At 68.4% G+C, this 26,200-nt stretch carries 17 protein-coding genes; 11 read left to right on the forward strand and 6 right to left on the reverse strand.

The features are described from left to right. Nucleotides 1-37: 37 nt before the first annotated feature. On the reverse strand, nt 38-1,489 hold the full coding sequence (locus BM013_RS20265) for an amidase (protein WP_093129556.1): 1,452 nt from the start codon (nt 1,487-1,489) through the stop codon (nt 38-40). A gap of 69 nt (nt 1,490-1,558) precedes the next feature. Here BM013_RS20265 and BM013_RS20270 point away from each other — a divergent pair, with 69 nt between their 5' ends. Both BM013_RS20270 and BM013_RS20275 read left to right on the forward strand, forming a co-directional pair. Further along, nucleotides 1,559-2,455 carry a LysR family transcriptional regulator gene (locus BM013_RS20270; protein ID WP_093129432.1) on the forward strand — a complete coding sequence of 299 codons (897 nt, stop codon included), beginning with the start codon at nt 1,559-1,561 and terminating at the stop codon, nt 2,453-2,455. A 450-nt stretch (nt 2,456-2,905) separates the two neighbouring features. Beyond that, nucleotides 2,906-4,006 (forward strand): BMP family ABC transporter substrate-binding protein, encoded by a 1,101-nt coding sequence (locus BM013_RS20275; RefSeq protein WP_093129433.1) that lies wholly within the window; start codon nt 2,906-2,908, stop codon nt 4,004-4,006. Nucleotides 4,007-4,052: 46 nt separating this feature from the next. Here BM013_RS20275 and BM013_RS20280 read toward each other — a convergent pair whose 3' ends face one another. Then, nucleotides 4,053-5,717: an alpha-amylase family protein gene (locus tag BM013_RS20280; RefSeq protein WP_093129434.1), complete on the reverse strand. Its 1,665-nt coding sequence runs from the start codon at nt 5,715-5,717 to the stop codon at nt 4,053-4,055. Between the two features lie 32 nt (nt 5,718-5,749). Between BM013_RS20280 and BM013_RS20285 the strand changes: the two genes are divergently transcribed. From BM013_RS20285 to BM013_RS20315, 7 genes are all read left to right on the forward strand, one after another. Beyond that, nucleotides 5,750-7,402: an alpha-amylase family glycosyl hydrolase gene (locus BM013_RS20285; RefSeq protein WP_093129435.1), complete on the forward strand. Its 1,653-nt coding sequence runs from the start codon at nt 5,750-5,752 to the stop codon at nt 7,400-7,402. A gap of 436 nt (nt 7,403-7,838) precedes the next feature. After that, nucleotides 7,839-10,994, forward strand: coding sequence for an autotransporter outer membrane beta-barrel domain-containing protein (locus BM013_RS42145; RefSeq protein WP_093129436.1), 3,156 nt, complete (start codon nt 7,839-7,841; stop codon nt 10,992-10,994). Between the two features lie 154 nt (nt 10,995-11,148). Beyond that, nucleotides 11,149-14,757 (forward strand): hypothetical protein, encoded by a 3,609-nt coding sequence (locus tag BM013_RS20295; protein ID WP_093129437.1) that lies wholly within the window; start codon nt 11,149-11,151, stop codon nt 14,755-14,757. A 186-nt stretch (nt 14,758-14,943) separates the two neighbouring features. After that, on the forward strand, nt 14,944-16,029 hold the full coding sequence (locus BM013_RS20300; protein WP_093129438.1) for a mannonate dehydratase: 1,086 nt from the start codon (nt 14,944-14,946) through the stop codon (nt 16,027-16,029). Between the two features lie 33 nt (nt 16,030-16,062). Next, complete coding sequence (locus BM013_RS20305; RefSeq protein ID WP_093129439.1) at nt 16,063-17,046, forward strand: Bug family tripartite tricarboxylate transporter substrate binding protein; 984 nt, start codon at nt 16,063-16,065, stop codon at nt 17,044-17,046. Nucleotides 17,047-17,155: 109 nt separating this feature from the next. Then, the gene (araD, locus tag BM013_RS20310) at nt 17,156-18,886 is read left to right on the forward strand and encodes an L-arabinonate dehydratase (protein ID WP_093129440.1); all 1,731 of its coding nucleotides are present in this window, start codon (nt 17,156-17,158) and stop codon (nt 18,884-18,886) included. A gap of 202 nt (nt 18,887-19,088) precedes the next feature. Further along, nucleotides 19,089-20,444 carry an MFS transporter gene (locus tag BM013_RS20315; protein WP_093129441.1) on the forward strand — a complete coding sequence of 452 codons (1,356 nt, stop codon included), beginning with the start codon at nt 19,089-19,091 and terminating at the stop codon, nt 20,442-20,444. Here BM013_RS20315 and BM013_RS20320 read toward each other — a convergent pair. From BM013_RS20320 to BM013_RS20335, 4 genes are all read right to left on the reverse strand, one after another. Then, complete coding sequence (locus tag BM013_RS20320) at nt 20,434-21,168, reverse strand: nucleotidyl transferase AbiEii/AbiGii toxin family protein (protein WP_093129442.1); 735 nt, start codon at nt 21,166-21,168, stop codon at nt 20,434-20,436. The genes BM013_RS20315 and BM013_RS20320 overlap by 11 nt on opposite strands. Next, nucleotides 21,161-21,601 carry a helix-turn-helix domain-containing protein gene (locus BM013_RS20325; protein WP_256221570.1) on the reverse strand — a complete coding sequence of 147 codons (441 nt, stop codon included), beginning with the start codon at nt 21,599-21,601 and terminating at the stop codon, nt 21,161-21,163. Before BM013_RS20325 ends, BM013_RS20320 begins: the two co-directional genes overlap by 8 nt. An 80-nt stretch (nt 21,602-21,681) precedes the next feature. After that, a complete protein-coding gene (locus BM013_RS20330) occupies nt 21,682-22,689 on the reverse strand; it encodes a LacI family DNA-binding transcriptional regulator (protein ID WP_093129443.1) in 1,008 nt (335 codons plus the stop codon). After that, nucleotides 22,686-23,738 carry a LacI family DNA-binding transcriptional regulator gene (locus BM013_RS20335; protein WP_256221571.1) on the reverse strand — a complete coding sequence of 351 codons (1,053 nt, stop codon included), beginning with the start codon at nt 23,736-23,738 and terminating at the stop codon, nt 22,686-22,688. Before BM013_RS20335 ends, BM013_RS20330 begins: the two co-directional genes overlap by 4 nt. A gap of 212 nt (nt 23,739-23,950) precedes the next feature. Between BM013_RS20335 and BM013_RS20340 the strand changes: the two genes are divergently transcribed. Both BM013_RS20340 and BM013_RS20345 read left to right on the forward strand, forming a co-directional pair. After that, a complete protein-coding gene (locus tag BM013_RS20340) occupies nt 23,951-24,919 on the forward strand; it encodes a Bug family tripartite tricarboxylate transporter substrate binding protein (protein WP_093129445.1) in 969 nt (322 codons plus the stop codon). Nucleotides 24,920-24,968: 49 nt separating this feature from the next. Next, on the forward strand, nt 24,969-26,165 hold the full coding sequence (locus tag BM013_RS20345; protein WP_093129446.1) for an L-talarate/galactarate dehydratase: 1,197 nt from the start codon (nt 24,969-24,971) through the stop codon (nt 26,163-26,165). Nucleotides 26,166-26,200: the final 35 nt, after the last annotated feature.

Here is a 26,200-nt window from a genome sequence, read left to right on the forward strand (position 1 = left end):
GGTTGATTGACGAAAAAAAGGAAGGGACAACGCGTGCTCAGAAGGCCAGGACCGGCAGCGGGTTCGCCGGCCGGTGGTTGGCTTCGAAAGCCGACGCGGCCTGCAGCAGATGCAAGTCTTCGCGGAACCTGCCAACGAGCTGCATGCCGATGGGCAATCCGTCGCTGCCTGCGCCGCACGGCAGGCTGATGGCCGGATGCCCGGTGAGGTTGAACGGCATCGTCCAGGGGAACCAGTTGGGCCGCACCTCGGCAAACGCCTGGCCGTCGATCTCGATGCTTCCGAAGAGGTCCTGGTCGATCGGCAGCGCCGTGCGCGACAAAGTCGGCGTGAAGATGAAGTCGTGCGTCTCCAGCTGCGCCTGGACCTTGCGAAAGAGCGCTGTCCTCGCGAACATCGCCTGCTGAAAGGCGACCCCGTCGACGTGCTCCACCAGCGCGAGCTGTTGCAGCAGCGAAGGACTCAACTGATCGGCATGCGCCTCAGCCAGCGGAGCGAACCGGCCACGCCAGCTTGTGTGGTTGATCACGCGCCACACCGGCTCGACGTCATAGCCCTCGCCCGACATCTCCTCCAGCTCTGCGCCCATCGACCGCAGGGTTGCAAGGGCGGCCTCGAAAGCGGCGGCGACGTCGGCGGCAATCGGCCGCCCCGCCGGCGTTGCGCTGAAAAGAATCCGCTTGCCTCGCAGGTCGCCGCCGGGCTGCAGGTCGTCGAAGTAGCGCTGGGCCGGTACGCCCAACGACCAGGGGTCGGACCCATGGGCACCGGTCATTGCCTGCAGCATGAGCGCCGTGTCTCCCACGTTGCGCGTGGTGGGCGTCACGTAGGTGTAGTTGCCGAACGCGTCCTGCACCTGGCTGTGCGGCACCACACCCAGGCTTTGCTTCAACCCGACCACGCCGTTGCACGCGGCGGGAATCCGGGTGGAGCCGCCCCCATCGGTCGCAATGGCAAGCGGTGCGATGCCAGCCGCCATCGCCGCCGCCGCCCCGCCGCTGGAGCCACCGCTGGTGCGCGCCGGGTCCCATGCATTGCGCGTGCTGCCGAAAAGCGGCGCATCGGTCATGCACTTGGCGCCGAACTCCGACGAGGTCGTCTTGCCGATGAGGATGCCGCCCGCCTGGCGCACGCGCGCCACGGCCAGGGCGTCGTGCGCGGGAACGTGATCGCGATGCAGCAGCGATCCGTAGGTCGTCCTGACGTTCGCGGTGTCGACGATGTCCTTCACCGTGAACGGCAAGCCGTGCAACATGCCCACGGCCTCGCCTCTCATGAGCGCCTGCTCGGCTTGCCTGGCTTGCTCCATCGCCTGCTCGTGGCAAAGCGTGATGAAGCAGTTCAGGTGCGGCTGGAGCGCATCGGCGCGGCGCAGCACCTCTTCGACGATCTCCACCGGGGAGAGCTCGCGTTGCGCGACCAGCGTGCGCATCGTCGCCGCGGTCATCTCGCAGATTTCGGATTTTGGAAGGCGCGGAAAGTTCTTCATGCGCAGATGATTGAGGGGCTCCAATATGGCGTCCAATACTGTTTTCTTGAAAAGGCATATGCACAGCGTATGGCTACACCCGACCTCAGATCCCTTCGCTACTTCGTGGCCGTCGCCGAGGAACGCAGCGTCGGCAAGGCAGCGCGGCGGCTCAACATGGCCCAGCCGCCGCTGTCGGTTCACATCAAGAACCTCGAAGCGGCCATAGGCGCGCCCCTGTTTCGCAGGGCGGCGCGCGGCATGGAAATCACCGACGCGGGAAATGCGCTCTTCCAACGTGCCAAGGAGGCATTGCTGCTTGCCAACGAAGGCTTCGACGCCGCGCGTGCCGTCGGATCGGGCAGCAGGGGGCGACTCACGATCGGAACCATGGTCGTGCTGTCTTACCTCGTGCTGCCCCGGCTGGAAAACGAGCTTCGGCTCAAGCTCCCGGACGTGGAGATCCAATACGTGGAGCTGAATGCCGTCAACAACGTAGCGGCCATCACCGACTCGGACGTGTCGGTTGCGATCTGCATCCCGCCGATTGCCCAGGCCGGCATTGCGGTCGAACGCATCGGCACCCAGCCGTTGCTGCTTGCCGTGCGGTCGGATTCGCCATTGGCGCGGATGTCCAGCATTCCGCTGGCGCGACTCTCGGGCATGCCTCTGATCGGCCTCCCGGTTCCGGAAGGCGACATCGACAAATCCGTCGTCACGTCGATGCTGCGGCGGCACGACGTCAGCATGCCCGTTGCGCAGCGGGTCGAGACCATGGTGTCTGCATTGGCGCTGGTACTGGCGGGCAAGGGCGTGGCCATCCTGCCTGCTTGCGCTCAGATCGGGCGGCCTCCGGGCGTGGTGTTCCGGCCCTTTCGCAACGTCAACGCGACGATGGACATTGCCGCGTGCTGGCGCAGCGATTGGGACAGCCCGCTTATCAAGCCTTTCCTGGCGTGCGCGCGCACAGTACTAAGGAACGTCTGATCAGGTCGTAAATTGGCTTGATGACGAGAGTGGGTGTTGCCCCGCTGCGCTCGCAGGCTCGTTGCACTGGCATTCGATGTGTTTGAGCGCTCCTGCAGCGCCCCTCAGGTTGCCTGCGGACGCACCTGTCCCATCATCGCAATCAGTTTCCGTCTGGCCATCCACAGGTTCGACAGCGCAAACAGCGTGACCACATGCGCCTGAGTGGATTGGGTATTTGGCGACTTCCAGTCTCTCAAACCCAATCCGGATGAACACCGGATACAACCTATTGGAGCTTCACACCTGGTTGCCCTGTACAAGGCAGCCAGGCTGTGTCGAGCCCACGAGAAATAGCTTCGGGCGTCACCGGAAACGCGCGGCAACGCGACTTAAAATTCTTCGCCGCACAAGTTGGATGTCTCGGCCAGCTGCGAGTTGTCATTGCCCGAGACCATGTAGAGGAACACCATGTACAAAAACCTCGTGGGCCGCGCCGTTCTGGCGTGGGTGACCGCCTGTTTTTTATCTCCCGCGTTCGCGCAAACTTCTGCACCCCAGGTGCCGCTGAAGATCGGCTTCGTCTACGTCACGCCGGTCACCGATGCCGGCTGGGTGCGCCAGCATGAAGACGCCCGCAAGGCCGTCGATGCGGCGCTCGGCGCCCGCGTGAAGACCACCTACGTCGAGAACGTGGCCGAAGGCGCCGACGCCGAGCGCGTGATCCGCGACCTTGCGCAGCAAGGCAACAAGCTCATCTTCACGCCCAGCTTCGGCTACATGGAGCCGACGATGAAGGTGGCCAAGGACTTTCCCGACGTGAAGTTCGAGTCGGTCACCGGCTACAAGCTGGCGCCCAACGTCGCGACCGCCAACGCGCGCTACTACGAGGGCCGCTACCTCGCGGGCATCGCGGCCGGCCGCATGACCAAAACCAACGTGGCGGGCTATGTCGCGGGCTTTCCGATCCCCGAGGTGCTGCAGGGCATCAATGCCTTCACGCTCGGCATGCGCTCGGTGAACCCCAACGCCAAGGTCAGCGTGGTGTGGCTCAACGAGTGGTTCGATCCGCCCAAGGAGCGCGATGCGGCCATGGCGCTGTTCAACCAGAACGCCGACGTGGTGGCCTTCCACACCGGCTCCACGGCCGTGATGGCGGCCGCGCAGGAGCGCGGCAAGATGGCCATTGCCTACCACTCCGACATGCGCAGGATCGCGCCCGACGCCCAGCTCGTGGCCGTCACGCACCAGTGGGGCGGCTACTACACGCAGCGCGCCAAGGCCGTGCTCGACGGCAGCTGGAAGAGCGGCAACGTGTGGGGCGGCGTGAAGGAAGGAATGATCCGCGTCGGCGACTTCGGCACCAAGGTGCCCAAGGCCGTGCAGGACGAAGTGCTCGCGCGGCAGAACGACATCGCCGCCGGCAAGCTGCAACCGTTTCGCGCGCTGGCCGCCGACGTGCGCGACAACGAAGGGCACGTGGTGATCGCCAAGGGCGCGCAGCTGAGCGACGAGCAGATCCTGAAGATGAACTGGCTGGTCGAGGGCGTCCAGGGGCGGGTGAGCCGCTAGCCAGCCTGCAGGCGCTGCGGCCGATGACGGCGCCAGCTGCCGCGGTTCAGATCTCGCTGCGCTGCAACAGGTAGCCCAGCCCGCCGACCCTGAACCAGCGATAGCCGTACGGCTCCAGCAGCATGCAATGCCGGCCCTTCTTGTCGGCCTCGCTGTGCGCCTCGGTCAGCAGGTTGATGAGCCGCGCGCCCTCGGTCCCGATTTCGCGTGCCGGCAACTCGAACTCCAGCGGCTCCTGCGCCAGGTTGTGCACGAACAGCACCGAGTTGTTTCGCCAGTCGTAGCGCATCACCAGCACTTGCGGTGACGGGTGCGCAAGCACCTCGAAGTCGCCCCAGCCCACTTCGGGAATCTCCTTGCGCATGCGCAGCGCGCGCTCCATCCAGTTCATCAGCGACTCGGGGTCGCGCCGCTGCGCCGCCACGTTCACGTGCTCGAAGCCGTAGGCGCCGCCGCTGATCACCGGGCGCACCGGCTTGCGCGCCGCGGTGAAGCCGCCGTGCGGCTCGGTCGACCACTGCATGGGCGTGCGCGCGCAGTTGCGCTCGGGCAGGCTCAGGTCGTCGCCCATGCCGATCTCGTCGCCGTAGCGCAGCACCGGCGTGCCGGGCAGCGTGAGCATCAGGCTGTAGGCAAGCTCGAGCCGGCGCCGGTCGCTGCCGAGCATGGGTGCGAGGCGGCGGCGGATGCCGCGGTCGTACAGCTGCATGTCCTTGTCGGGCGCGAAGGCGGCGAACACGCGCTCGCGCTGCGCGCGCGTGAGGCGCCCGAGGTCGAGCTCGTCGTGGTTGCGCAGGAACATGCCCCACTGCGACGTGGCGGGGCGCGGCCGCGTGGCCGCCAGCGCCTTGGCCAGCGGCCGGCTGTCGCCGCTGGCCAAGGCGTAGAACAGGTTCTGGTTGACCTGGAAGTTGAACATCATGTGCAGCCGCTCGCCTTCGTCGCCGAAGTACTGCATGTCGGTCTTGGGCAGCACGTTGGCCTCGCCCAGGATGACGGCGTCGCCCTTGCGCCATTGAATCAGCTCGCGGAACTGGCGAAGCATGTCGTACTGCTCGGGCGCGCCCTTGACGTCGGCGCCCTTCCTGGCGATGACGAAGGGCACCGCATCCATGCGAAAGCCCGACACACCCAGCTGCGTCCAGAACCCCATGATCTTCAGGATCTCGGCCTGCACCATCGGGTGGCTGGTGTTCAGGTCGGGCTGGAAGTCGTAGAAGCGATGAAAGTACCAGCGCCTGGCGAGCTTGTCGTAGGTCCAGGTCGATTTCTGCACGCCCGGAAACACCACGCCGTCGTCCGCGCGCGCCGGCTTGCGGTCCGCCCACACGTACCAGTCGCGGTACTTCGAGCCGGGGTCGCGCCTGGCCTCCTGGAACCACGGATGCTGGTCGGAGGTGTGGTTCACGACCAGGTCGATCAGCACGCGCATGCCGCGCTGCGCCGCGGCGTGGGTGAACTCGACGAAGTCGCCCAAGGTGCCGAAGCGGGGGTCGACGTTGTAGTAGTCCGCCACGTCGTAGCCGTCGTCGCGGCCCGGCGAGGTCTGGAACGGCATCAGCCAGATGGTGGAGACGCCCAGCCCGTTGAGGTAGTCGAGCCGCCGCGTGAGGCCTTCGAAGTCGCCGCAGCCGTCGCCGTTCGCATCCATGAAGGTCTCGACCGACAGACAGTAGACGACCGCGTTCTTATACCAAAGGTCTTTGATCATGCATTCCTGCTTTCAGGGAAGGACTCGCACACATGGACACCAGACAACAACAACCCGCACCGCCCGACCGCTGGTGGAAGAACGGCATCGTCTATCAGATCTACCCGCGTTCGTTCCAGGACAGCGACGGAGACGGCATCGGCGACTTGCGCGGCATCCGGCAACGGCTCGATTATTTGGTGTCGCTCGGCGTCGACGCTGTCTGGATTTCGCCGATCTACCCCTCACCGATGGCCGACTTCGGGTACGACATTTCCGACTATTGCGGCATCGACGCGCGTTTCGGCACGCTGGCGGACTTCGATGAACTGGTGCGCAGCGCGCATGCGCGCGGCCTGAAGGTCATCCTCGACTTCGTGCCGAACCACACGTCCGAGCGGCACCCCTGGTTCACGCAAAGCCGTTCCTCGCGCCAGGATCCGAAACGCGACTGGTACCTGTGGCGCGACCCCGCGCCCGGCGGCGGCCCGCCGAACAACTGGCTCAGCAACTTCGGCGGCCCGGCCTGGACGCTCGACCCGCGCACCGGCCAGTACTACCTGCACTCCTTCCTGCGCGAGCAGCCCGACCTCAATTGGCGCAACCCCGAGGTGCGGGCCGCCATGTACGAGGCCCTGCGCTTCTGGCTGCGCCGTGGCGCCGACGGTTTTCGCATCGACGTGCTGTACCACCTCGTGAAGGACGCGGCGTTCCGCGACAACCCCGCCAATCCGGCGTTCGTGCCCGGCGGGGACCCGTCGCACAGCCTGCTGCCGCTGTACACGGCCGACCTCCCCGAGGTGCAGGAGATCGTGCGCCAGATGCGCGGCGTGGTCGACGCGTTCAGCGACGCGCAGGGCGACCGCGTGCTGATCGGCGAGCTCTACCTGCCGCTGGCGCGCCTCGTGGCGTACTACGGGCTCGACAGCCAGGGCGTGCTGCAGGGCGTGCAGCTGCCGTTCAACTTCCAGCTCATCGGCGCGCCATGGCAGGCCGGCGTGATCGAACGCCTGGTGCGCGACTACGAAGCCGCGCTGCCGCCCGGCGCGGCGCCCAACTGGGTGCTCGGCAACCACGACAAGCCGCGCATCGCAAGCCGCGTCGGCCCCTTGCACGCCAGGCTCGCGGCGATGCTGCTGCTCACCCTGCGCGGCACGCCGACGCTGTACTACGGCGACGAGATCGGCATGACCGATGCAGTCATTCCGCCCGGCGAAGTGCAGGACCCGTTCGAGAAGAACGAACCGGGCAAGGGCCTCGGCCGCGACCCGCAGCGCACGCCGATGCAGTGGAGCGCCGCCTCGCACGCGGGCTTCAGCCAGGGCAAGCCCTGGCTGCGGCTGGGCGACGACTGGGCCACCCGCAATGTCGAACGGCAGCAGGGCGATGCGACGTCGATGCTCGCGCTGTACCGCCGGTTGATCGCGCTGCGGCGCGCCGAGCCGGCGTTGCATGCCGGCGCGTGGGCGCCGCTCGACCTTGGCGCGGACATCCTGGCCTATGCACGCACGCTCGGGCAGCGGCGGCTGGTGGTGCTGCTGAACTTCGCGGATGCGCGGAGAGACATCGGCAGCGCGGTGTTGGGTGGGGTGGTCAGCGTGCTCGCCAGCACCCATGAAGGGCGAGAGGGCCTTCAGGCGGAGCCGCTGTCCTTGGGGGCGCTGGAAGGCGTGGTGCTGGCCGTGCAGGGCCCGGCATCGGCGTGAACTGAAGAGCGCCGGCGGCCACGGCGGCCGTGGCGATCTTGGCGATCTTGGCGAACGTGCGGTGGCCGATGGTCCCGCCGATCTCCGTCCTTTGAGCGGGCGATCGACCACGCGTCGGCCCCTCTGCCTTGGCGCTCCCGTGGACCGGCGCGCGCCTGCGGGTAACCCTAGTACTTTGAGCCTACCTCCGAAACATCGGTTACTCCCCGATGCAGTTCGCGGCTGACGACGTCATCGCGCGCTTTCACGGCCCCACGCTGGTGAAAAGCCATTGCCAAGACCTGCGTTAGGTACCCGTTATCAGGCATATCGCCAGTTGCTACGCGTACTTACATTTTTACCTTGCATTTCGCAAATCACGGTATGCGGAGGGCACGCCAGTGCCACCGCATGTGGGCGCCTGCCCGGTCAGGTAACGAAGCAACAGGTAGAGGCGATGAACAAGATCTTTCAGACACTCTGGAATCCCACGTTCGGCACGTGGGTGGCCGCCCCTGAAACCTCGCGCGGCCACGCGCGCTCATCTTCGAGCACGCGTGCCGGCAGCGGCGTCGGCAGCAGCGCCGTCGCGGTCGTCATCGCGGCGGCGCTGCTGTCCGCAGGACCTGCGATGGCGGCCGGCGGCGCGGGCGGCCAGCCGGTGGGCGATCCGCTGCTGCATGCAGGGGCCGGCGGCAGCGACGGCAACGGTGGCAGCGGCGGGCTCAACGACTCGAACCTGGGTGCCAGCGGCGGCAGCGGCGGCACCTCGACACCCGCCGGCGCGACGGCCGGCAGCGACGCTGCCATCGGCAGCTTCGCAGGCGCCACGCCAGGCACCGGCGGCGCGGCGGGCACCACGAGCAACCTCGTGGGCCCGGGCGCGTTCCGGGGCGACGACGGCCTTGCGGGCCAGTCGCAGACCGGCGGCGCGGGGGCCGGCAACGGCTATGGCGGCGGCGGTGGTGGCGGCTTCCGGGGCGGGGCGATTGCCAACAACGTCAGCGCGTCCAACGAAAGCCGGACCGGCGGCAACGGCGGCGCGGGCGGGCAGGGCTACTGGGCCGCGGGCGGCGGCGGTGCGGGCGGCTACGGCGCGATCCTCGATGGCCCGCTCGGCAACTACACGTCTTTCGCGCCGTCGGTCGGCGGCGCGGGCGGGGCGGGCGGCGACGCTTTCTCGCAGGCCGGCGGTGGCGGCAGCGGCGGGGGCGGCTTCTACCTGAACGCCGTCACGCCGGGGCTGGCCTTCAACAACATGTGCACGATCACCGGGGGCGCGGGCGGTGCCGGCGGTTCCAGCCTGCTGCCAAGCGAGCTCAACGCCTCGGGCGGCGGGGGCGGTGCGGGCGGCATCGGGCTCACGCTGGTCGGCAGTTCGATTGCCGCGAGCAACGCGGGCGTGATCACGGGCGGCGCCGGGGGCGCGGGCGGCAACGGCGGCGGCGGCGCCACGGGCACGGGCGCACCGGGCGCGGGTGGCGGCGGCGGCGCGGGCGTGTCGTCGACCGGCAGCGCGGCCGGCATCGCGAACACCGGCAGCATCACGGGCGGCGCCGGCGGTGCGGGCGGAGTCAACAACAACGGCGGCGCCAACGGTGCGAACGGCGCAGGCGGTGTCGGCGTCTGGGGCTCGAACCTGGCCGTGACCAACACCGGCACCATCTCGGGCGGGCTGGGCGGCGACGGCGTGACCCGCGCGCCGGCCGTCGAGTTCACCGCCGGCAGCAACAGCCTCACGCTGAACACCGGCGGCGTGCTGATCGGCGCCATTGCCATCGACCCCGGCGCCACCGGCCGAGTGATCGCCGGCGACGACGGCCTGAGCGTGCCCAACGCGCTGATCCTGGGCGGCGCCGGCACCATCGACACCAACGGCCACGACCTGGCCTGGACCGGCACCATCTCCGGCGCCAGCGACCTGGTGAAGGCCGGCGCGGGCGTGCTCATGGTCAGCGGCGCCAACACCAACAGCGGTGCGACCAGCGTCGCGGCGGGCACCTTGCGCGCCGGCGTGGCCAACACCTTCAGCAGCGCCAGCGCCTTCAACGTGGCCGCGGGCGCCACGCTCGACCTGGCCGGCCACAACCAGACCATCGCGTCGATGGCCAACAGCGGCACCGTGTCGCTGCTGGGCACCGTGCCCGGCACCACGCTCACCGTGACTGGCCCCTGGGTCGGCAACGGCGGCACGCTGCGCCTGGGCACCTCGCTGGGCACCAGCGCGAGCGTGAGCGACCGGCTCATCCTGAGCGGCGCCACCGCCATCGCGAGCGGCACGACCAACGTGCAGATCACCAACATGGGCGGCCTTGGCGCGCTCACCGCCGGCAACGGCATCGAAGTGATCAGCGCCATCGGCGGCGCGACCACCACGGCGCAGACCACCAGGAATGCCTTCGTCCTGGCGGGCGGCCACGTCGATGCGGGCGCCTATGAGTACCGGCTGTACGCGGCCGACGCCAGCGGCGCGGGCGAGAACTGGTACCTGCGCTCCACCACCACCACGACTGTCACGCCGCCGGGGGGCGGCACGGGCACCGGAACCGACCCGGGAACAGGCACCGGCACCAGGGACGCCGCAGGCAACGTCGCGGTCACCGCGGGCGCCGGCGCAGTGGCCGTGGGTGCCATCGTCGTGCCCACCTACCGCGCCGAAGTGCCGCTGTACGCGGCGCTGCCCGAGCAGCTGCGCCAGGCCAACCTCGCGATGGTGGGCAACCTGCACCAGCGCGTGGGCGACGACGGCCCCTCGGGGGCCAACATCGCCACGCCCGAGCAGGGCTACCGCCAGGCCTGGGGCCGCATCATCAGCGTCGACCGCACCATCTCGCAGAGCGGCACCGTGAGCCCCACCAGCGAGGGCCGCCTGACCGGCTTCCAGGCCGGCACCGACCTGTGGGCCGATCCGCACTGGCGCGTGGGCGTGTACGTGGGCCAGCTCGACGGCGACATGCGCGTGACCGGCTTCGCCAGCGGCGTGCAGAACCTCGCGGTCGGCACCAACAACCTGAAGAACCAGTACCTGGGCGCCTACGCCACCTGGAAGAACGACGACGGCCTGTACGTCGACAGCGTGCTGCAGGCCGGACGCCACCGCTACACCGTGTCACCCGCGCTGGGCTTCGGCACCTCCGGCAAGGGCAACAGCCTGCTGGCCTCCGTCGAGATCGGCCAGGCCTTCGCCATCGCGCCCAACTGGACCATCGAGCCGCAGCTGCAACTGGTGCACCAGCGCGTGAACCTGGACGACAACGGCATCGCCGGCGCGCTGGTGCAGCAGAACAGCCACAACGGCTGGCTGGTGCGTGCAGGCGTGCGGGTCAAGGGCGAGATCGCCACCGGCGCCGGCCTGCTGCAGCCCTACGTGCGCTTCAACGTGTACCGCAGCGGCAGCGGCACGGACATCACCCGCTTCGTCGGCGCGGCCGCGTACACCGACATCGCCACGCGCACCGGCGGCACCAGCACCGAGCTGGCCGGCGGTGCCACGCTGCAGCTGACCGAGAGCACGAGCCTGTACGCGGAAGTGGGCAAGCTGTGGGCCTCGGGCGGCGACACGCGCACGAAGGGCGGCGTGCAGGGCAGCGTGGGCATGAAGGTGCGCTGGTGAACTGCCGCTGACCGCCGCGATCGCAGGGGGCTGACCTGTGGCCTATGGCGCGCGAGGCTGCCCCGCGCGCGTTCCCCTGTTCAGGGGATGACGTGCGGCTTCGATGCGTTCAAGATCGCGGCCCGTGCGGATGCACGCAGAAAGCGAGGCTCCCATGGCGAGTACGACGGCTGTAACCATCCCCGGCGACGACCATCGCGGCTTCCCGGCCATCACGGTCGACAGGTTGATCAAGGGCGCCCGCTTCGTCTCCGGCAGCGCGCGGGTGCTCGGCCTGGTGCTCGTCGGCGCCGCGGCGATCCTGCTGCTGATCCAGTCCATGCTGTATGTGCGCACCGGCTGGGGCGTCGAGGACTTCGCGGGCTGGGCCGACGACGGCGCCGCGGGGCCGGCCGCCGCACTGCTCGAGCTGTGGCGCCGCTGCCAGCTGGTCTGGCTGGCCCAGGCCTATTTCGCGCTCGACAGCGCGCTGTTCGTGCCGCTGTATGCCGCGTTCTTCCTGAAGACCGGCCGCGTGATCGCCACCGCATTGGACGAGGACACGGGCCAGGCCAGCGCGGCCGGGCGCCGGTGGTTCGTGCTCTTCTGGGTTCCGGTGCTGATGCTGGTGGCCGTCGACCTGCTGGAAAACATGATGGCGCTCGGCCGCACGGGCGGCTGGGGGCCGAGCATCGGTGTCGGCGTGATGCTGCTCGGGCTGCTCGGCGTCGGGCGGCTCGCCAACCTGGACGCGTGGCAGGTGCGCGCGCACCCGCGGGCCGTTGCGGTGGGGGTGGTGGCGCTCGTCGCGCTGGTGGCGGCCATGTACTTCAGCGCCGATGCTTGCGCCGCTGCGGAGGGCGCCACATGGCGCGGCCGGCTGGGCTGCGCCGCGCACCAGGCCAAGTGGCCGCTGACCGGTGCCGTGCTGCTGGTGCTGGCGGCCGGCGGCGCCTGCTGGCTGTTCGGCGTGGTGCTGTCGATTCTTCCGGACCGCCCGAACAATGCCCACCGCTGCGAGTTGCGCGCCGACCTGCGGGCAGCGATCTTCGACTGCATCGTGCGCAGCCGCTACGTGCTGGCCGCGCTCGCGCTGCTGGCGGGGCTGACCGTGGTGATGGACCAGTCGCGGGACATCATCGCCTCGACCGCTTCCTTCGTGCCGCGCTTCCTCACGATGGTCCATGTGGACTGGGGCGGCGCGCCGATGCCGCCGCCCGGCACCCCGATCGACTGGGGCGCCGCCGCCTGGCTGCTCGCGGGCTCGGTCACGGTCTTCGCGGTCTCCGTGCTGGCGCTCGCGATGCTCGTGTTCGCCTGCTGGCTGTGGACGCGCAGCGTGTGCCACCTGCGGCGCTCCACCGGCCGCATCCGGCACGACGACGGGCTGGGGTACGTGCCGGTCGGCAAGCGCCACGAAGACTTCTTCGCGCGCGACTGGGCCCGTGTGCTGGCGCTGGTGCCGGTGCTGCTGGTGGTGGTGCTGTGCGCCAACGTGCTGCAGGACCTTTCGAAGGCGCAGGTGGGCACGGCCGCGCACGGCGGCGGCCATGCCGGCTGGCCGAGCTGCCTGGTGCCGAGCCTCGGCGTGGTGGCCTTCGCCGTGCTGGCCGTCTTCGCGGGCGGCGGCTTCATCTGGCGCCGGTCGGAGAAGGCGTCCACCGGCGGTTACTACGACTGCATCGACTGGAAGGAGTGGAGCGAGCGCTTCGGCCTGCTCGACGCGGCGCCCAAGGCTCCCGGGCCGGGTGAACCTTCGTACGAGGCGCCCAGGATCGTGAAGTACAACTTCCTCGGCAAGCTCACGCCGTACCTGCTGCCCCTCGCGGCGCTCGCGCTGGTGCTGGCCTGCCGGCTGGTGGACGTGCTGCCGGGGCGCAGCGGCGACTACTTTCCCTCGATGGCCTTTCCGGTCATCCTGCTGTCGCTGACCTTCTGGCTGTGCGTGTTCGGCTGGCTGTCGCTGCTGGAGGTTCGCACGGCGGTGCCGTGGGTGCTGGTGTTCTTCGCGTGGGTCGGCGTGCTCGGCGTGGCGGGCCTCACCGACAACCACATCGTCTGGCCGGGGCCGTTGCCGGGCGAGTACAGCCGCTGGGGCGGCATCCGCATGCTGGTCTGCACGGCGCTGCTGGCTTGCGTGCTCGCGGTGGCCTACCGGTGGGCCATGGCGCGGGTGCGCGCGTCGACCGGCGCCAGCATGCTCAGGGTGTACTGGCCGCTGATCCTCACCTTGCCTGCATTGGCGATCGTCATCGTGGCCGGCAACCTGCTCGCCACCGCGCGCCGGCCCGGCGATGCGGCGCAGGCGCCCGTCATCGCGGCGGTGGCGCTCGACGCGGCCCTGGCGCAATGGCTGCGCGGCCTTTGCCACGCGCAGAACGACCAGGCCGCGTGCAACCCGCAGTTCCCGGCCAACCCTGACAGCGGCGGCCAGGACGTGTATTTCGTGTCGACCGAAGGCGGGGGCATCCGCGCGGCGATGTGGACGGCCATGGCCCTGCACAGCCTCGAAGCGCAGGACCCGGGCTTCGCGCAGCGCAGCTTCGCGATCTCCGGCGTCTCCGGCGGCGCGGTGGGCGCGGCGGTGTACCGGGCCTGCGGCGGGCCGCTCGACACCGCCGCGCGCGAGCACTGCATCATGCGGTTCGCCCAGACCGATCTGCTCTCGCCGCTGCTGTCTTCGTGGATGTTCGAAGACCTGCTCGGCCGCGTGGTCCCCAGCGGCGTGTGCAAGACGCCGGGGTGCGGCTTCATGTCGCGCGGCGCCTGGTTCGAACAGACCATGGAGGTCGGCGCGCCGCGGCTGCGCAAGGGCATGCGCGAACTGCACCGCGACGACGCGGGCAGCGGCAACGACGCCAGGCACGTGCCCTACCTGCTGCTGAACGCCACCTGGGTCGAGACCGGCGAACGCGCCATCGCCAGCGAGCTGCGCGTGTCGCAGGCCGACTTCCCCGGCAGCAAGGACCAGCTTGGCCTCGTGGGTGCCGACATGCCGCTGGGCGCCGCCGCGCACAACGCGGCGCGCTTTCCCTACGTGAACGCCATCGGCGGGCTCAAGACGCCGGCCTACCTCTGCGACCACCGCGGCGCAGACGTGCCCGCGGTGCCCGACAAGACCTCGCCCGCGGCCGCGACGAAGATCTGCGGCCACCTGGCCGACGGCGGGTACTTCGACAACGGCGGTGCGCAATCGACGGCCGATCTGGTGCGCGCGCTGAGCGCCTGCCTGACCGTCAGCAAGGGCGGGCCCGCGGCGGCCTTGGGGCCGTGCGAGGCGATACCGGCCGAGCAGCGCAAATGGCTGCGCGAGAACCTCGTGCCGCGCGTGCTGATGATCCGCAACGAGTCCGACCCGGGCGCCGCGACCGCCAAGGGCTGCGGCGAGACCGGGCCGCCGACGCGCGCGCAGGTCATTCCGGCGGACAACGCCGCCTGCACCACGGCCATCGGCGAGCGCTACCAGCCGGCGCGGCCGGTCTGCGCGCGCGGCAAGACGCCCTACCTCGACCTGATCGGCCCGCTGCTGGCGGTGATCAACACCAGCGGCGTCGGTGCCGGCGGTCGCCTCGCCGAAGCCCGCGAGGGCGACGCTGTCATGCAGGCCCGGCTGGCGATGGGCGGCAAGGCCGCCACGGCCCGCACGGAGCCGGTGACCGCCATCGACCTGCTGCCCAAGGGCGTGCACTTTCCGCTCGGATGGCACCTGTCGCATGCCGCGGTGGACAGCATGATGGAGCAGGCGGGCATGTGCAGCCTTGCGCTGCCGGCGGCCAAGCCTTGAGCTGAGCGGCAGCTTCGCTTGCGCACCGGGTCCCACTGGCTGGGACAACGGTGCCGGAACCCATGCCGCGAGACGTCTTCGGCATTGAAGGCAGGGCGCATCCCGTTCAAAAATGAACACGTGTCCATCGGCAGCTCCACGAGCAAGCCGAACCCGCATTGATCGACCCCGCCACGGAGACAACCCATGTACATCAGCGAACAGCTGCTCAACCCCGACGAGCGCCGCCTGCGCCTCTCCACCCAGCTCGGCGTGCAGCACGTCGTGCTCGACAACCGTGGCACCGAACTGGTCTCGGCCTCGGGCGGCGTCAGCGAATGGGACGCCGCCAGGCTCACCGACTACCGCAAGTGGATCGAAGGCTTCGGCCTGAAGCTCGACGTGTTCGCGCTCGATGTCGGCTCCATCCTGCTCGACTCGCTGACTGACCTCGAAGGCGCGCGCAAGCAGCGCGCCATGCTCGCCGCCAACATCCAGAAGGCGGCGGACGCCGGCATCACCTGCCTCAAGTACAACGTGCAGATGGTCGGCATCACGCGCACCGGCCTCAAGCCCGGCCGCGGCGGCGCGCAGAACTCGGGCTTCGTCTACGCGGAATACTCGCCCGACGAAGACCGCAAGCACTCGTATTGGGGCGTCGGCTACCCGAGCAACCAGGAAGAGGGCGGCTCCGCGTCCGCCGCGCTGTGCGGCCAGAAGATGGCGCGCGAGGTGCCGCCAGTGACCGAGCAGGCCGGCTGGGACGCCATCGAGTTCCTCGTCGAAGGCCTCGTGCCCGCTGCAGACAAGGCCGGCGTGCGCCTGGCCTGCCACCCGCACGACCCGGCTTACCCGATCGGCGGGCTCAACGGCATCGAGCACGTGGTGGGCTCGGCCGACGGGCTCCGCAAATTCCTTGCGCTGTCACCGAGCGAGAACCACGGGCTCAACTTCTGCCAGGGCACGGTGGCCGAGATGTTCAAGGAGCCGGGCAAGCACATGATCCCGGTGATCGAGGAGTTCGCGTCTACCGGGCGCATCTTCATGGTCCATTTCCGCAACATCCGCGGCGGCTACCTCGACTTCCAGGAAGTGTTCCCCGACGAGGGCGACGTCGACATGTACCAGGCCGTCAAGGCCTACCAGCGCGGCGGCTACGCCGGACCGCTGTGCCCCGACCACGTGCCCGTGTCGGAGATCGACGAAGGCCGCGAGCGCTTCATGTCGTTCGCCTTGGGCTACACGCGCGGACTGCTGCAGGCGGCCGGCGTGTGGTCGACGTCGTCGCGTTGAGCGTTCGCTTTTTCTGATCGGAGACAAAACAACATGTGGCTTACCCGTCGTTCCCTTGCCGCCTGCGCGCTTGCTGCCGCGGCCCTTGCGCCTTCCTTCGCCTTCGCGCAAACCGAAGCCTGGCCCGCCAAGCCGGTCAAGCTCATCGTGCCGTTCCCCGCGGGCGGCACGTCGGACCAGATGGCGCGCCTTGCCGCCGATGAACTCGCCCGCGCGCTGAAGCAGCCCTTCATCGTGGACAACCGCTCGGGCGCCGCGGGCAACCTGGGCACCGCGGCCGCCGCGCAATCGGCGGGCGACGGCTACACGCTCGCGCTGTCGGGCGTGGGCTCCAACGGCATCAACCCCGGCCTGTACGAGAAGTTGCCCTTCGACACCAACAAGGACTTTGCGCACATCACGCAACTCATTGCCGGCCCCAACGTGCTGGTGGTGAACCCGGCTTTTCCCGCAAAGGACTTCAAGGCCTTCGTCGCCTATGCCAAGGCCAACCCCGGCAAGCTCAGCTATGCGAGCTCGGGGTCGGGCTCGTCGGGCCACCTCGCGATGGAACTGCTCAAGCAGCAAAGCGGCGCCGACCTGGTTCACATTCCGTACCGCGGCGGTGCGCCCGCGCTCAATGACGTGCTGGCCAACCAGGTGCCCGTGATGTTCATCAACCAGGACGTGGCACTGCAGCATGTGCGCGCCGGCAAGCTGCGAGCGCTGGCCGTGTCGAGCGCCAGGCGCAACCCGCTGTACCCGGACGTGCCCACCGTGGCGGAGTCGGGCTTCGCGGGCTTCGAGGCCACGTCGTGGGTCGGCCTCTCGGCGCCCAGGGGCACGCCGCAGGCCATCGTCGACAAGGTGCAGCAGGAGGTGGCGAAGGCGTTCAACGCGCCGGAGGTCAAGTCCAAGCTGGAGGCCGCGGGCTTCGTCGTGGTCGCATCGAAGCCGGCCGAGTATCAGGCTTACGTCAAGGCCGAGTCGGAACGCTGGGCCAAGGTCATCAAGGCCGCGGGCATCAAACCCGACTGATCTGCTGCGCTGTCGCTTCCCCTTTCGAGGATATGGACGGGAGCGGCTAGGGTGAGGGACAGCATCTTGTCCCTTGCGTGCAGCTTCGAACACCGGAGGCAACCACACCATGGCCGAACTCAAAAAACTGCGCAGCCAGCGCTGGCTCGCCAACGAAGACTTCCGCACCTTCAACCACCGCAGCCGTTTCATGCAGATGGGCTACGACCGCAAGGACTGGGAGGGCAAGCCGCTCATCGCCGTGCTCAACAGCTGGTCGGAGTACAACCCCTGCCACATGCATTTCCGCCAGCGCGTGGACGACGTGAAGCGCGGCGTGCTGCAGGCCGGTGGCTTCCCGCTGGAAATGCCCACCATCTCTCTGAACGACGCCATCGTCAAGCCCTCGGCCTTGCTCTATCGCAACATGATGGCGATGGAGGTCGAGGAGATGATTCGCTGCTACCCCGTCGACGCCGTCGTGCTCATGGGAGGCTGCGACAAGACCACGCCCGCCATGCTGCTGGGCGCCACCAGCGCCGACGTGCCCGCCATCTTCCTGCCGGCCGGCCCCATGCTGCGGGGCAACTCTCGCGGAACCACGCTGGGCTCGGGCTCCGATGCGTTCAAGTACTGGGACGACCGCCGCGCCGGGCTCATCACCGAGCCCGAATGGGACGGCATCATCAGCGGCATTGCGCGCAGCCCTGGCACCTGCATGACCATGGGCACCGCCAGCACCATGACCGCCATCGCCGAGGCGCTGGGCATGGCATTGCCCGGTGCGTCGAGCGTGCCCGCGGTGGACGCCGGCCACCAGCGCATGAGCGCGCAGGCCGGGCGGCGCATCGTCGAGATGGTCGAGGAAGACCTGCGGCCTTCGCGCATCCAGACGCGCAACGCGTTCCTCAACGCGATCACCGTGGCCATGGCCATGGGCTGCTCGACCAACGCCATCATCCACGTCATCGCGATGGCGCGCCGCGCGGGTGCCGATGTGGGGCTCGAGGACTTCGACCGCATCAGCCGCGCCGTTCCCGTCATCGCCAACATCCGGCCCAACGGCACGAGCCACTACTTGATGGAAGACTTCTACTTCGCGGGCGGCCTGCCCGCGTTGATGAAGCGCCTGGAACCGCATCTGCACCTTGGAGAGCACACCGTCAGCGGCAAGACCGTGGGCGAGAACATCGAAGGCGCGCAGGTCTACAACGAGGACGTCATCCGCACGCTGGACAAGGCGGTATACGCCCAGGGCTCGCTCGCCGTGCTCAAGGGAAACCTGGCGCCCGACGGCTGCGTGATCAAGCCGAGCGCCATGAGCGAGAAGTTCCTGAAACACAGCGGCCCGGCCGTCGTCTTCGACGACTACCCTGGCCTGAAGAAGATGCTCGACGACCCCGAGGCTGACATCAGCGAAGACCACGTCATCGTGCTGCGCAACGCGGGGCCGAAGGGCGGCCCCGGCATGCCCGAGTGGGGAATGATCCCCGTGCCCACGAAGCTGCTGAAGCGTGGCGTGCGCGACATGCTGCGCATCAGCGATGCGCGCATGAGCGGTACCAGCTATGGCGCGTGCGTGCTGCACGTGGCGCCGGAGGCTTATGTGGGTGGGAACCTGGCGCTGGTGCGCACGGGCGATGTGGTCAGCGTGGATGTGCCCGCACGGCGCATCCACCTGCATGTGAGCGACGAGGAACTGGCGCGCCGGCGTGCGCAATGGCAGGCCCCCGCGCCGCGCTTCGGACGTGGATACGGGTGGATGTTTTCAGCGCACATCCTGCAGGCGGACCAGGGATGCGACATGGATTTTCTGCAGACTGCGTTCGGGGAGAGTGCGGGGGAGCCGGATATTTTCTGAACAGAGCGCCCGCGCGCAGCGGGACTTGAGCGATGCGTTCCACCCGCTGGGACGCAAAGCCCCAATGCGCAAGTTCCGCCCTTGAGCGCACGCGAACACCGGCCCAAACTCCGGGACATTCATTCGGCAGGCTGCCGGAGCGCATCGCCACCATGCGATCTCCTGCGGCCCCGCCTCACAACAACACCCCGGAGACAACGCAATGCTGCGTCAGCGCCAGCGCTTCCTCATCCTCGCCCTCATCACCATCGTGCTGGCCTTCAGCACCGGCGACCGCGCCACCTTGTCCGTTGCGGGCGCAGGCATGTCGAAGGAACTGGGCCTTACGCCCGTGCAGATGGGCTGGCTGTTCTCTTCATTCGCGTGGGCCTACGTGCTCGCGCACATTCCGGCAGGTTGGCTGGTCGACAAGCTCGGCGCCAAGCGCACGGTGCTCGGCGGACTGGTGCTGTGGTCCGTCTGCACGATGTTCATGGGCGCGGCCGGTTGGTTCTCGGCGGTGTTCGTCGCATTGCTGATGCTGCGCTTTCTGCTCGGCACGTTCGAAGCGCCTGTCGGTCCCGCATCGGGTCGCGTGATCGCGGCATGGTTTCCGTCGCAGGAGCGCGGCGTGGCCGGCGCGATCTTCAACAGCGCGCAGTACCTCTCGCTTGCCGTTTTCACGCCGCTCATGGGCTGGCTCGATCACATGTTCGGCTGGGCGCACGTGTTCTCGGTGATGGGTGCGCTGGGTCTGTTGCTGGCGCTGCTGTGGTGGCGCATGTACCAGGTGCCGAGCGAGCACCCGAAGCTCACGCCAGAGGAGTTCGAGTTGATGCGCAGCGGCGGTGCGCTGGTCGACCTGCCGGCGCGCGGCAACGCGGACACGGCCGCGCAAAGGAAGGCGAAAGACCCGGACGCCCCCGGTATCCTCGACCTGTTCAAGAGCCGCATGCTCTCTGGCATCTTCCTCGCGCAGTACTGCATCACGGCCATCACGTGGTTCTTCGTGTCGTGGTTTCCCACCTACCTGGTGAAGGAGCGGCACATGAACATCCTCACGGCCGGCTTCGTGGCCTCGGTGCCGGCCGTTGCGGGTTGCATCGGCGGCGTGCTCACGGGGTTCGTGTCCGATTGGCTGCTGAAGCGCACGGGCTCGCTCACCACCGCGCGCAAGGTGCCGATCACCATCGGCCTGCTGCTGACCGCAGCGATGATCGGCTGCAACTACGTCGACACCGACTGGGTCGTGGTCGCGCTGATGTCGTTGGCCTTCTTCGGCAAGGGCTTCGGCTCGCTGGGCTGGACGGTCGTGGCCGACACGGCGCCCAAGTCGATGATCGGGCTCACGGGCGGCGTGTTCAACGCGATCGGCAACACGGCGGGCATCACGACACCGGTGGTCATCGGCTATATCCTGGGCGCCACGGGGTCGTTCCACGAAGCGCTGGTGTTCGTGGGACTGCACGGGGTTGTGGCTGTTGCCAGCTACTGGCTGCTGGTGGGGCGAATCGAGCGGTTCGAACCGAAGCGCGGGGCAAGCAAGAGCAATTCGGTGCCCGCTCCAGTCAAGGTTTGACGACGTCGACCCTGGTGCGCGCAGGCCGAGGGAGCAGGGCCTTGATGCGCTGGCGAAGCAATGCGGGCGTGACGGTCTGCGTCATCTGCAGCACGGCCATGCAGCGGTCCATCCGACCCTGTCGCGTGAGCAACGCCTCTGCCGCCTTGGCCAGATCGACATCGATGCTCTCGCCGTAGGCAAGCCTGGCCTTGGCCGCCGCTTGACGCATCAACGCGTGTCCCGGTGCCATCATGGCCAGGTCGATGAGATCGCGGCTGAAGACGCTGTCATCGGCCCACCGGTCCGAGTTCGCGAGCAACTTGCTCGTCGCCATGTCGAGCGCTGTCAGCGTCGCGATTTCATCGATGCGGTCTTGCGGGCCGGGCGGTTCGAGTTCGATGCGCGCCTCGAGCACGATCTCGAACTTGATGTCGACATCGCTCGCACGCATCGACGATCGGATGCCGTACTGATCGGCGCGAAGCTCGGTTGCCTGATGAATCTCGGCGCCCTTTCGGGCAAGCGCGCGAAGGCCCTGACTTCCGGTCAGCAACTGGCGCAGTTGCCGATAGCCATCGATGCTTGAAACAAGGAAGTCGATGTCGACGGACTCACGGTATTCGCCGTACCGAAGCGCGATGGCTGTGCCGCCGCCAAACAGGCAATGGTTGTTGGCAAGAAGGTCGGCGTCCAGCGCAGCAAGCGCTTGCGCGACGCGTCGATGATGGGGTCGCTCAAACATGCAGGGGCTTCTTGCCGAGTGCAGATGCCAGGTCGTTCAGCAACTGATGCTCTTTTGCGCCGAGCGCGAAGGCATCGACATGGCGCCAGTTGCGCTCGTACGTGCCCCAAGCCTCTTCCGGTGTGAGTTCCGTGGCCGGGGCCAATTGCCATGCCAGTCGTCGCAGTTGCGGATAGTCGGCAATGCGAATGCCATCAGGCAGCGTCACCGCGGCGGGCGTCTCCGTGGCGGTGATCACATCGACATCGAGCCCGAGGGCGCCCAGCGCATTCATGTAGGCACCCATCGTGACCGACGGCTCGCCGCGCTCGATGCGGTGCAGCGTCATGCGAGATACACCCGCGGCCTCTGCCGCATTCGTGGCGCTGACTTTAAGTGCCTTCCGGCGCGCATGTATGCGGCGCCCGAACGCCTCGAGGCGGCGATTTGCCATGGCGGTGGTAGGGGGAAAAGCGGAAGGCATTATGTATCTCATATTAGACAAATCGAGAAATTTGTCCAGCATGAGATACATCAGGCGCTTTCGCGCACCACCAGCCTGAACCCCACGTCATGCACCCGCTGCGCGCTCGCAGGCTCGCCGCGCAGCCGTTGCTGAAGCAGCGCGCCGATGCGCTCGCCCAGAGCGCGCGACTCTATTCGTACCGTCGTCAACGCCGGCACGCTCGCTGCCGCCACGGGAAGGTCCGAGAAGCCGGCGACCGCGATCCGCTCCGGCACCGCCCAGCCGTTGCGCCGGCATGCCATCAGCGAGCCCAGCGCGAGCGTGTCGTTGCTGCAGAACAAGCCGTCGAGCGCAGGCTGCGCAGCCATCAGCGCTTCGAGGCCGCGCGCGCCGTCGTCGACCGAGGAGGGCGGCTGCACCCGCTGAACAGCCACCTCGGCGCAGCCCAGCGCCTTTGCGGTCTCGTGAAACCCTTGCAGCCGCTGCGACGAGCGATGCTCCCGCGCACCGATGAACCCCAGTCGCCGGCACCCGCGCGCCACCAGATGCCGCGCCACCGCTTCACCGGCCGCAGTATTCGAAAAGCCCACCACCGTGTCGATCGGTGAGTCACTCAGGTCCCAGCACTCCACCACCGGGATGCCCGCGCGCTGCAGCTTGGCGCGCACGCCGCTCGCATGCTGCGTGCCGGTGAGCACCATGGCGTCGACGCGCCGGCCGATGAAGGCGTCGACGAGCCGTTCTTCCTCTTGCGTGTCATAGCGCGTCTGCCCCAGCAGCAGTTGGTAGCCCGCGGCGGAAAGCGTGGCCGACAGGCCGTCCATCGTGTCCGCGAACCACGCGTTCGACAGCGTAGGCACCAGCGCGCCGACGATGCGCGAGCGGCTCGATGCCAGCGTGCCCGCGTTGAGATTCGGCACGAAGCCCAGCCGCGCGATGGCGGCCTCCACGGCGGCGCGCGTGGCGGGTGCCACGCTCTCGGGCGCGCTGATGACGCGGGAGACGGTGACGCGCGCCACACCGGCCTCGCGCGCAACGTCGGTCATGCGAACGCGAGAGGGCGGCGCGGTGCTCATGTGCTGCTCCGCTCGATCACTTCGAAACCGATGTCCACCAGCCGCGCCCCTGGGTCATCGCCGGCCAGCCGCGCCAGCAGCATCTGACCCGCGCGCTCGCCCATCTCGGCGCGGCGGATGCGCACGGTGGACAGCCGCGGCGAGGCGGCTCGCGCGATGGGCATGTCGCCGAAGCCCATCACCGCGATACGGCCGGGCACCGCCCAGCCGCGCTGCTGGCATTCGAAGAGCAGGCCGGCGGCCAGCAGGTCGTTGTTGCAGAACACGGCCGTGATGTCGGGGCGCCGCGCGAGCAGCTGCGCCAGCCGCGGGCCGGCATCGTCGATCTGCACGGGCGGGCGAATCAGCTCGGCCGGCACATCGCCCGCGCCCTGTGCCGCCGCCTCGGCGCGAAAGCCTTCGAGCCGCAGGCGCGAGCGCTCTTCCTCGGCGCCGATGAAGGCCAGCGCGCGATGCCCGCGAGCCAGCAGGTGCCCGGCGGCGGCGCGCCCCGCACCGACGTTCGAGAACCCGACAAGCATGTCGACCGGCGGCTCTGCGCCCGCTGCGGGGAGGTCCCAGGTCTGCACCACGGGCACGCCGGCGCGGCGCAGCTTGAGCCGCAGTGCGCTCGCCTGCGCGATGCCGGTGAGCACCAGCCCGTCGACGCGCCGGCCCAGAAAGGTGTCGACCAGCGCGGCCTCATCGTTGTGGCGGTAGGCGCTCTGGCCCAGCAGCAGTTGGTAGCCCCCCTCGGCCAGCGTCTGCGCCAGCGCCTCGATGGTTTCCGAGAACACCAGGTTGGAGATGGTCGGCACGATGGCCGCCACGATGCGGGAGCGGTTCGACGCCAGGCTGCCCGCCATGAGGTTGGGCACGTAGCCCAGTTGCTCGATGGCCGCACGCACGGCGGCCAGGGTGTCGGGCGCGACCTTGTCGGGCGTGTTGATGGCCCGCGAGACGGTGACCAGCGAAACGTTCGCCTCGCGCGCCACGTCGCTCATGCGGGCAGCGCTCGACGGCGAGTCTTCGTCTAAGGGGGCGGTCTTGGAAACGAGCTTTGGGGGCATGGCGAAACGCTGCCGATCATAGCGTTGATGGCCAGCAGAAACACCTTGAAATGAAAGCGCTTCCAACTCTGCTTTCCGCGTCCCAGGCAGTGGGATTCCTCGTGCGATCGGCTGGACAACCCGGCTTGTCAAACACCTCATGAAAGCCAAAATGAAAGCGCTTCCATAAAACCTGCATCCAACGAGCGATTCACGCACAGGAGACAAACCGCATGTTCCGCAGAACCCTTCTCGCCGCCCTGGCCGTCAGCGGCCTGCTGGCCGGCGCCGCCCACGCGCAGGACGACTATCCGTCGCGCCCCGTGAAGCTCATCGTGCCGTTCCCCGCGGGCGGCACCAGCGACATCATGGGCCGCCTCATTGCCGACGCGCTCGGCCGCCAGCTCAAGCAGCCCTTCATCGTCGACAACAAGGGCGGGGCGGGTGGCGCCATCGGCACCGAACAGGCGGCCAAGGCGCCGGGCGACGGCTACACGCTGCTGCTCTCGGGCATCGGCAGCAACGCGATCATTCACGGCTTCTCGCCGAAGCCGCCTTACGACTCGACCCGCGACTTCGTGCACGTGTCGCAACTGGCTGCCGGGCCCAACGTGCTGGTGGTGAACCCGTCGTTCCCGGCAAAGAACTTCAAGGAGTTCATCGCCTGGGTCAAGGCCAACCCGGGCAAGTTCAGCTACGGGCAGGTCAACGCCTCGTCGGGCCACGTGACCACCGAGTACCTCAAGCAGGTGGCGGGGCTCGACATGGTGGGCATTCCCTACAAGGGCGGCGCGCCCGCGCTCAACGACGTGCTGGCCGACCAGATCCCCGGCATGTTCACCAACCAGGACGCGGTGCTGCCGCACATCAAGGCCGGCAAGCTGCGTGCGCTGGCCGTGACCAGCGCGCAGCGCAACCCGCTGTTTCCCGACGTGCCTACGGTGGCCGAGTCGGGCTACCCCGGCTTCAGCGCCGTGTCCTGGACCGGCCTGTCGGCACCCAAGGGCACGCCGAAGGCCGTCGTCGAGAAGCTGGAGGCCGCCATGGCCAAGGGCTTTGCGGACCCGGCCGTGCGTGCCAAGCTGGAAGCCAACGGCTTCGTGGTGGTGGTCTCGCACGCGGCCGACTACACGCGCTTCGTGCAGGACGAGACCGCGCGCTGGACCCAGGTGGTGCAGAAGGCCGGCATCAAGCTCGACTGAATCTTGCGTCCCTTCCCTTTTTCCCATCTCTCTCCTCGAAAGTGTCCGAATGAAAGCCGTTGAATCCAACATCGTTTCCTATGCCAAGGTGGCCGAAGGCGCGCGCACCGCGGCAGACGCGGGCGACCGCATCGACTGGATCAAGGTCTCCCTGATGTACCTGCCGCTGGCCACGCCGGTGAGCGATGCCAAGGTGCTCACCGGCCGCCAGAAACCGCTGACCGAGATCGCATTCATCTTTGCGGAGATCCGCACGCGCGACGGTCACGAAGGCATCGGCTTCGGCTACAGCAAGCGCGCGGGCGGCCCCGGCATGTACGCGCATGCCAAGGAACTCGCGCCCAACTTGCTGGGCGAAGACCCCAACGACATCTCGCGCCTCTTCACGAAGCTGCTGTGGGCCGGCGCCAGCATGGGCCGCAGCGGCCTCACGACGCAAGCCATTGCGCCCTTCGACATTGCGCTGTGGGACATGAAGGCCAAGCGCGCCAGGCTGCCGCTGGCCAAGCTCCTGGGCGCAGAGCGCGACTCGGTGCAGTGCTACAACACCTCGGGCGGCTACCTGCATACGCCGCTTGACCAGGTGCTGAAGAACGTCGCCATCTCGCGCGAGAGCGGCATCGGCGGCATCAAGCTGAAGGTGGGCCAGCCCGACCTGGCCATCGACATCCAGCGCGTGGGCGAGGTGCGCAAGCTGCTGGGCGACTCGTTCCCGTTGATGGTCGATGCCAACCAGCAGTGGGACCGCCAGAAGGCCACGCGCGCCTGCCGCGCTTTCGAAGGCTTCGACCTCACGTGGATCGAAGAACCGCTGGACGCCTACGACTTCGAGGGCCACGCACAACTCGCCGCGCGCTTCGACACCGCCATTGCCACCGGCGAAATGCTCACCAGCTTCGGTGAGCACGCGCAGCTCATCATGGCCGAAGGCAGCGACTTCATCCAGCCCGACGCGCCGCGCGTGGGCGGCATCACGCCCTTCCTGCAGATCATGAACTTGGCCGCGTTCAAGGGCCGCAAGCTGGCGCCGCACTTCGCGATGGAGATTCACCTGCATCTGGCAGCCGCGTACCCGATCGAGCCGTGGCTCGAGCACTTCGAATGGCTGGGCCCGATGTTCAACGAGCAGATGCACCTGAAGGACGGCCGCATGCACGTGTCGGACCGTCCGGGGCTCGGCTTCAGCCTGAGCGAGCAGGCGATCCGTTGGACCACCGAGACGCAGGAGTTCGGCAAGCGGCCCTGACGGACCTGATGGACCCGATGGACCGCCCCCCATCG

The organism is Variovorax sp. OK605 (genome assembly GCF_900115445.1).
GTDB lineage: Bacteria > Pseudomonadota > Gammaproteobacteria > Burkholderiales > Burkholderiaceae_C > Variovorax.

Bases quoted from the DNA above. Each gene is read 5' to 3' on its own strand.
- BM013_RS20265 (WP_093129556.1), bottom strand. From the start codon at position 1,489: ATGAAGAACTTTCCGCGCCTTCCAAAATCCGAAATCTGCGAGATGACC.
- BM013_RS20270 (WP_093129432.1), top strand. From the start codon at position 1,559: ATGGCTACACCCGACCTCAGATCCCTTCGCTACTTCGTGGCCGTCGCC.
- BM013_RS20275 (WP_093129433.1), top strand. From the start codon at position 2,906: ATGTACAAAAACCTCGTGGGCCGCGCCGTTCTGGCGTGGGTGACCGCC.
- BM013_RS20280 (WP_093129434.1), bottom strand. From the start codon at position 5,717: ATGATCAAAGACCTTTGGTATAAGAACGCGGTCGTCTACTGTCTGTCG.
- BM013_RS20285 (WP_093129435.1), top strand. From the start codon at position 5,750: ATGGACACCAGACAACAACAACCCGCACCGCCCGACCGCTGGTGGAAG.
- BM013_RS42145 (WP_093129436.1), top strand. From the start codon at position 7,839: ATGAACAAGATCTTTCAGACACTCTGGAATCCCACGTTCGGCACGTGG.
- BM013_RS20295 (WP_093129437.1), top strand. From the start codon at position 11,149: ATGGCGAGTACGACGGCTGTAACCATCCCCGGCGACGACCATCGCGGC.
- BM013_RS20300 (WP_093129438.1), top strand. From the start codon at position 14,944: ATGTACATCAGCGAACAGCTGCTCAACCCCGACGAGCGCCGCCTGCGC.
- BM013_RS20305 (WP_093129439.1), top strand. From the start codon at position 16,063: ATGTGGCTTACCCGTCGTTCCCTTGCCGCCTGCGCGCTTGCTGCCGCG.
- araD (WP_093129440.1), top strand. From the start codon at position 17,156: ATGGCCGAACTCAAAAAACTGCGCAGCCAGCGCTGGCTCGCCAACGAA.
- BM013_RS20315 (WP_093129441.1), top strand. From the start codon at position 19,089: ATGCTGCGTCAGCGCCAGCGCTTCCTCATCCTCGCCCTCATCACCATC.
- BM013_RS20320 (WP_093129442.1), bottom strand. From the start codon at position 21,168: ATGTTTGAGCGACCCCATCATCGACGCGTCGCGCAAGCGCTTGCTGCG.
- BM013_RS20325 (WP_256221570.1), bottom strand. From the start codon at position 21,601: ATGGCAAATCGCCGCCTCGAGGCGTTCGGGCGCCGCATACATGCGCGC.
- BM013_RS20330 (WP_093129443.1), bottom strand. From the start codon at position 22,689: ATGAGCACCGCGCCGCCCTCTCGCGTTCGCATGACCGACGTTGCGCGC.
- BM013_RS20335 (WP_256221571.1), bottom strand. From the start codon at position 23,738: ATGCCCCCAAAGCTCGTTTCCAAGACCGCCCCCTTAGACGAAGACTCG.
- BM013_RS20340 (WP_093129445.1), top strand. From the start codon at position 23,951: ATGTTCCGCAGAACCCTTCTCGCCGCCCTGGCCGTCAGCGGCCTGCTG.
- BM013_RS20345 (WP_093129446.1), top strand. From the start codon at position 24,969: ATGAAAGCCGTTGAATCCAACATCGTTTCCTATGCCAAGGTGGCCGAA.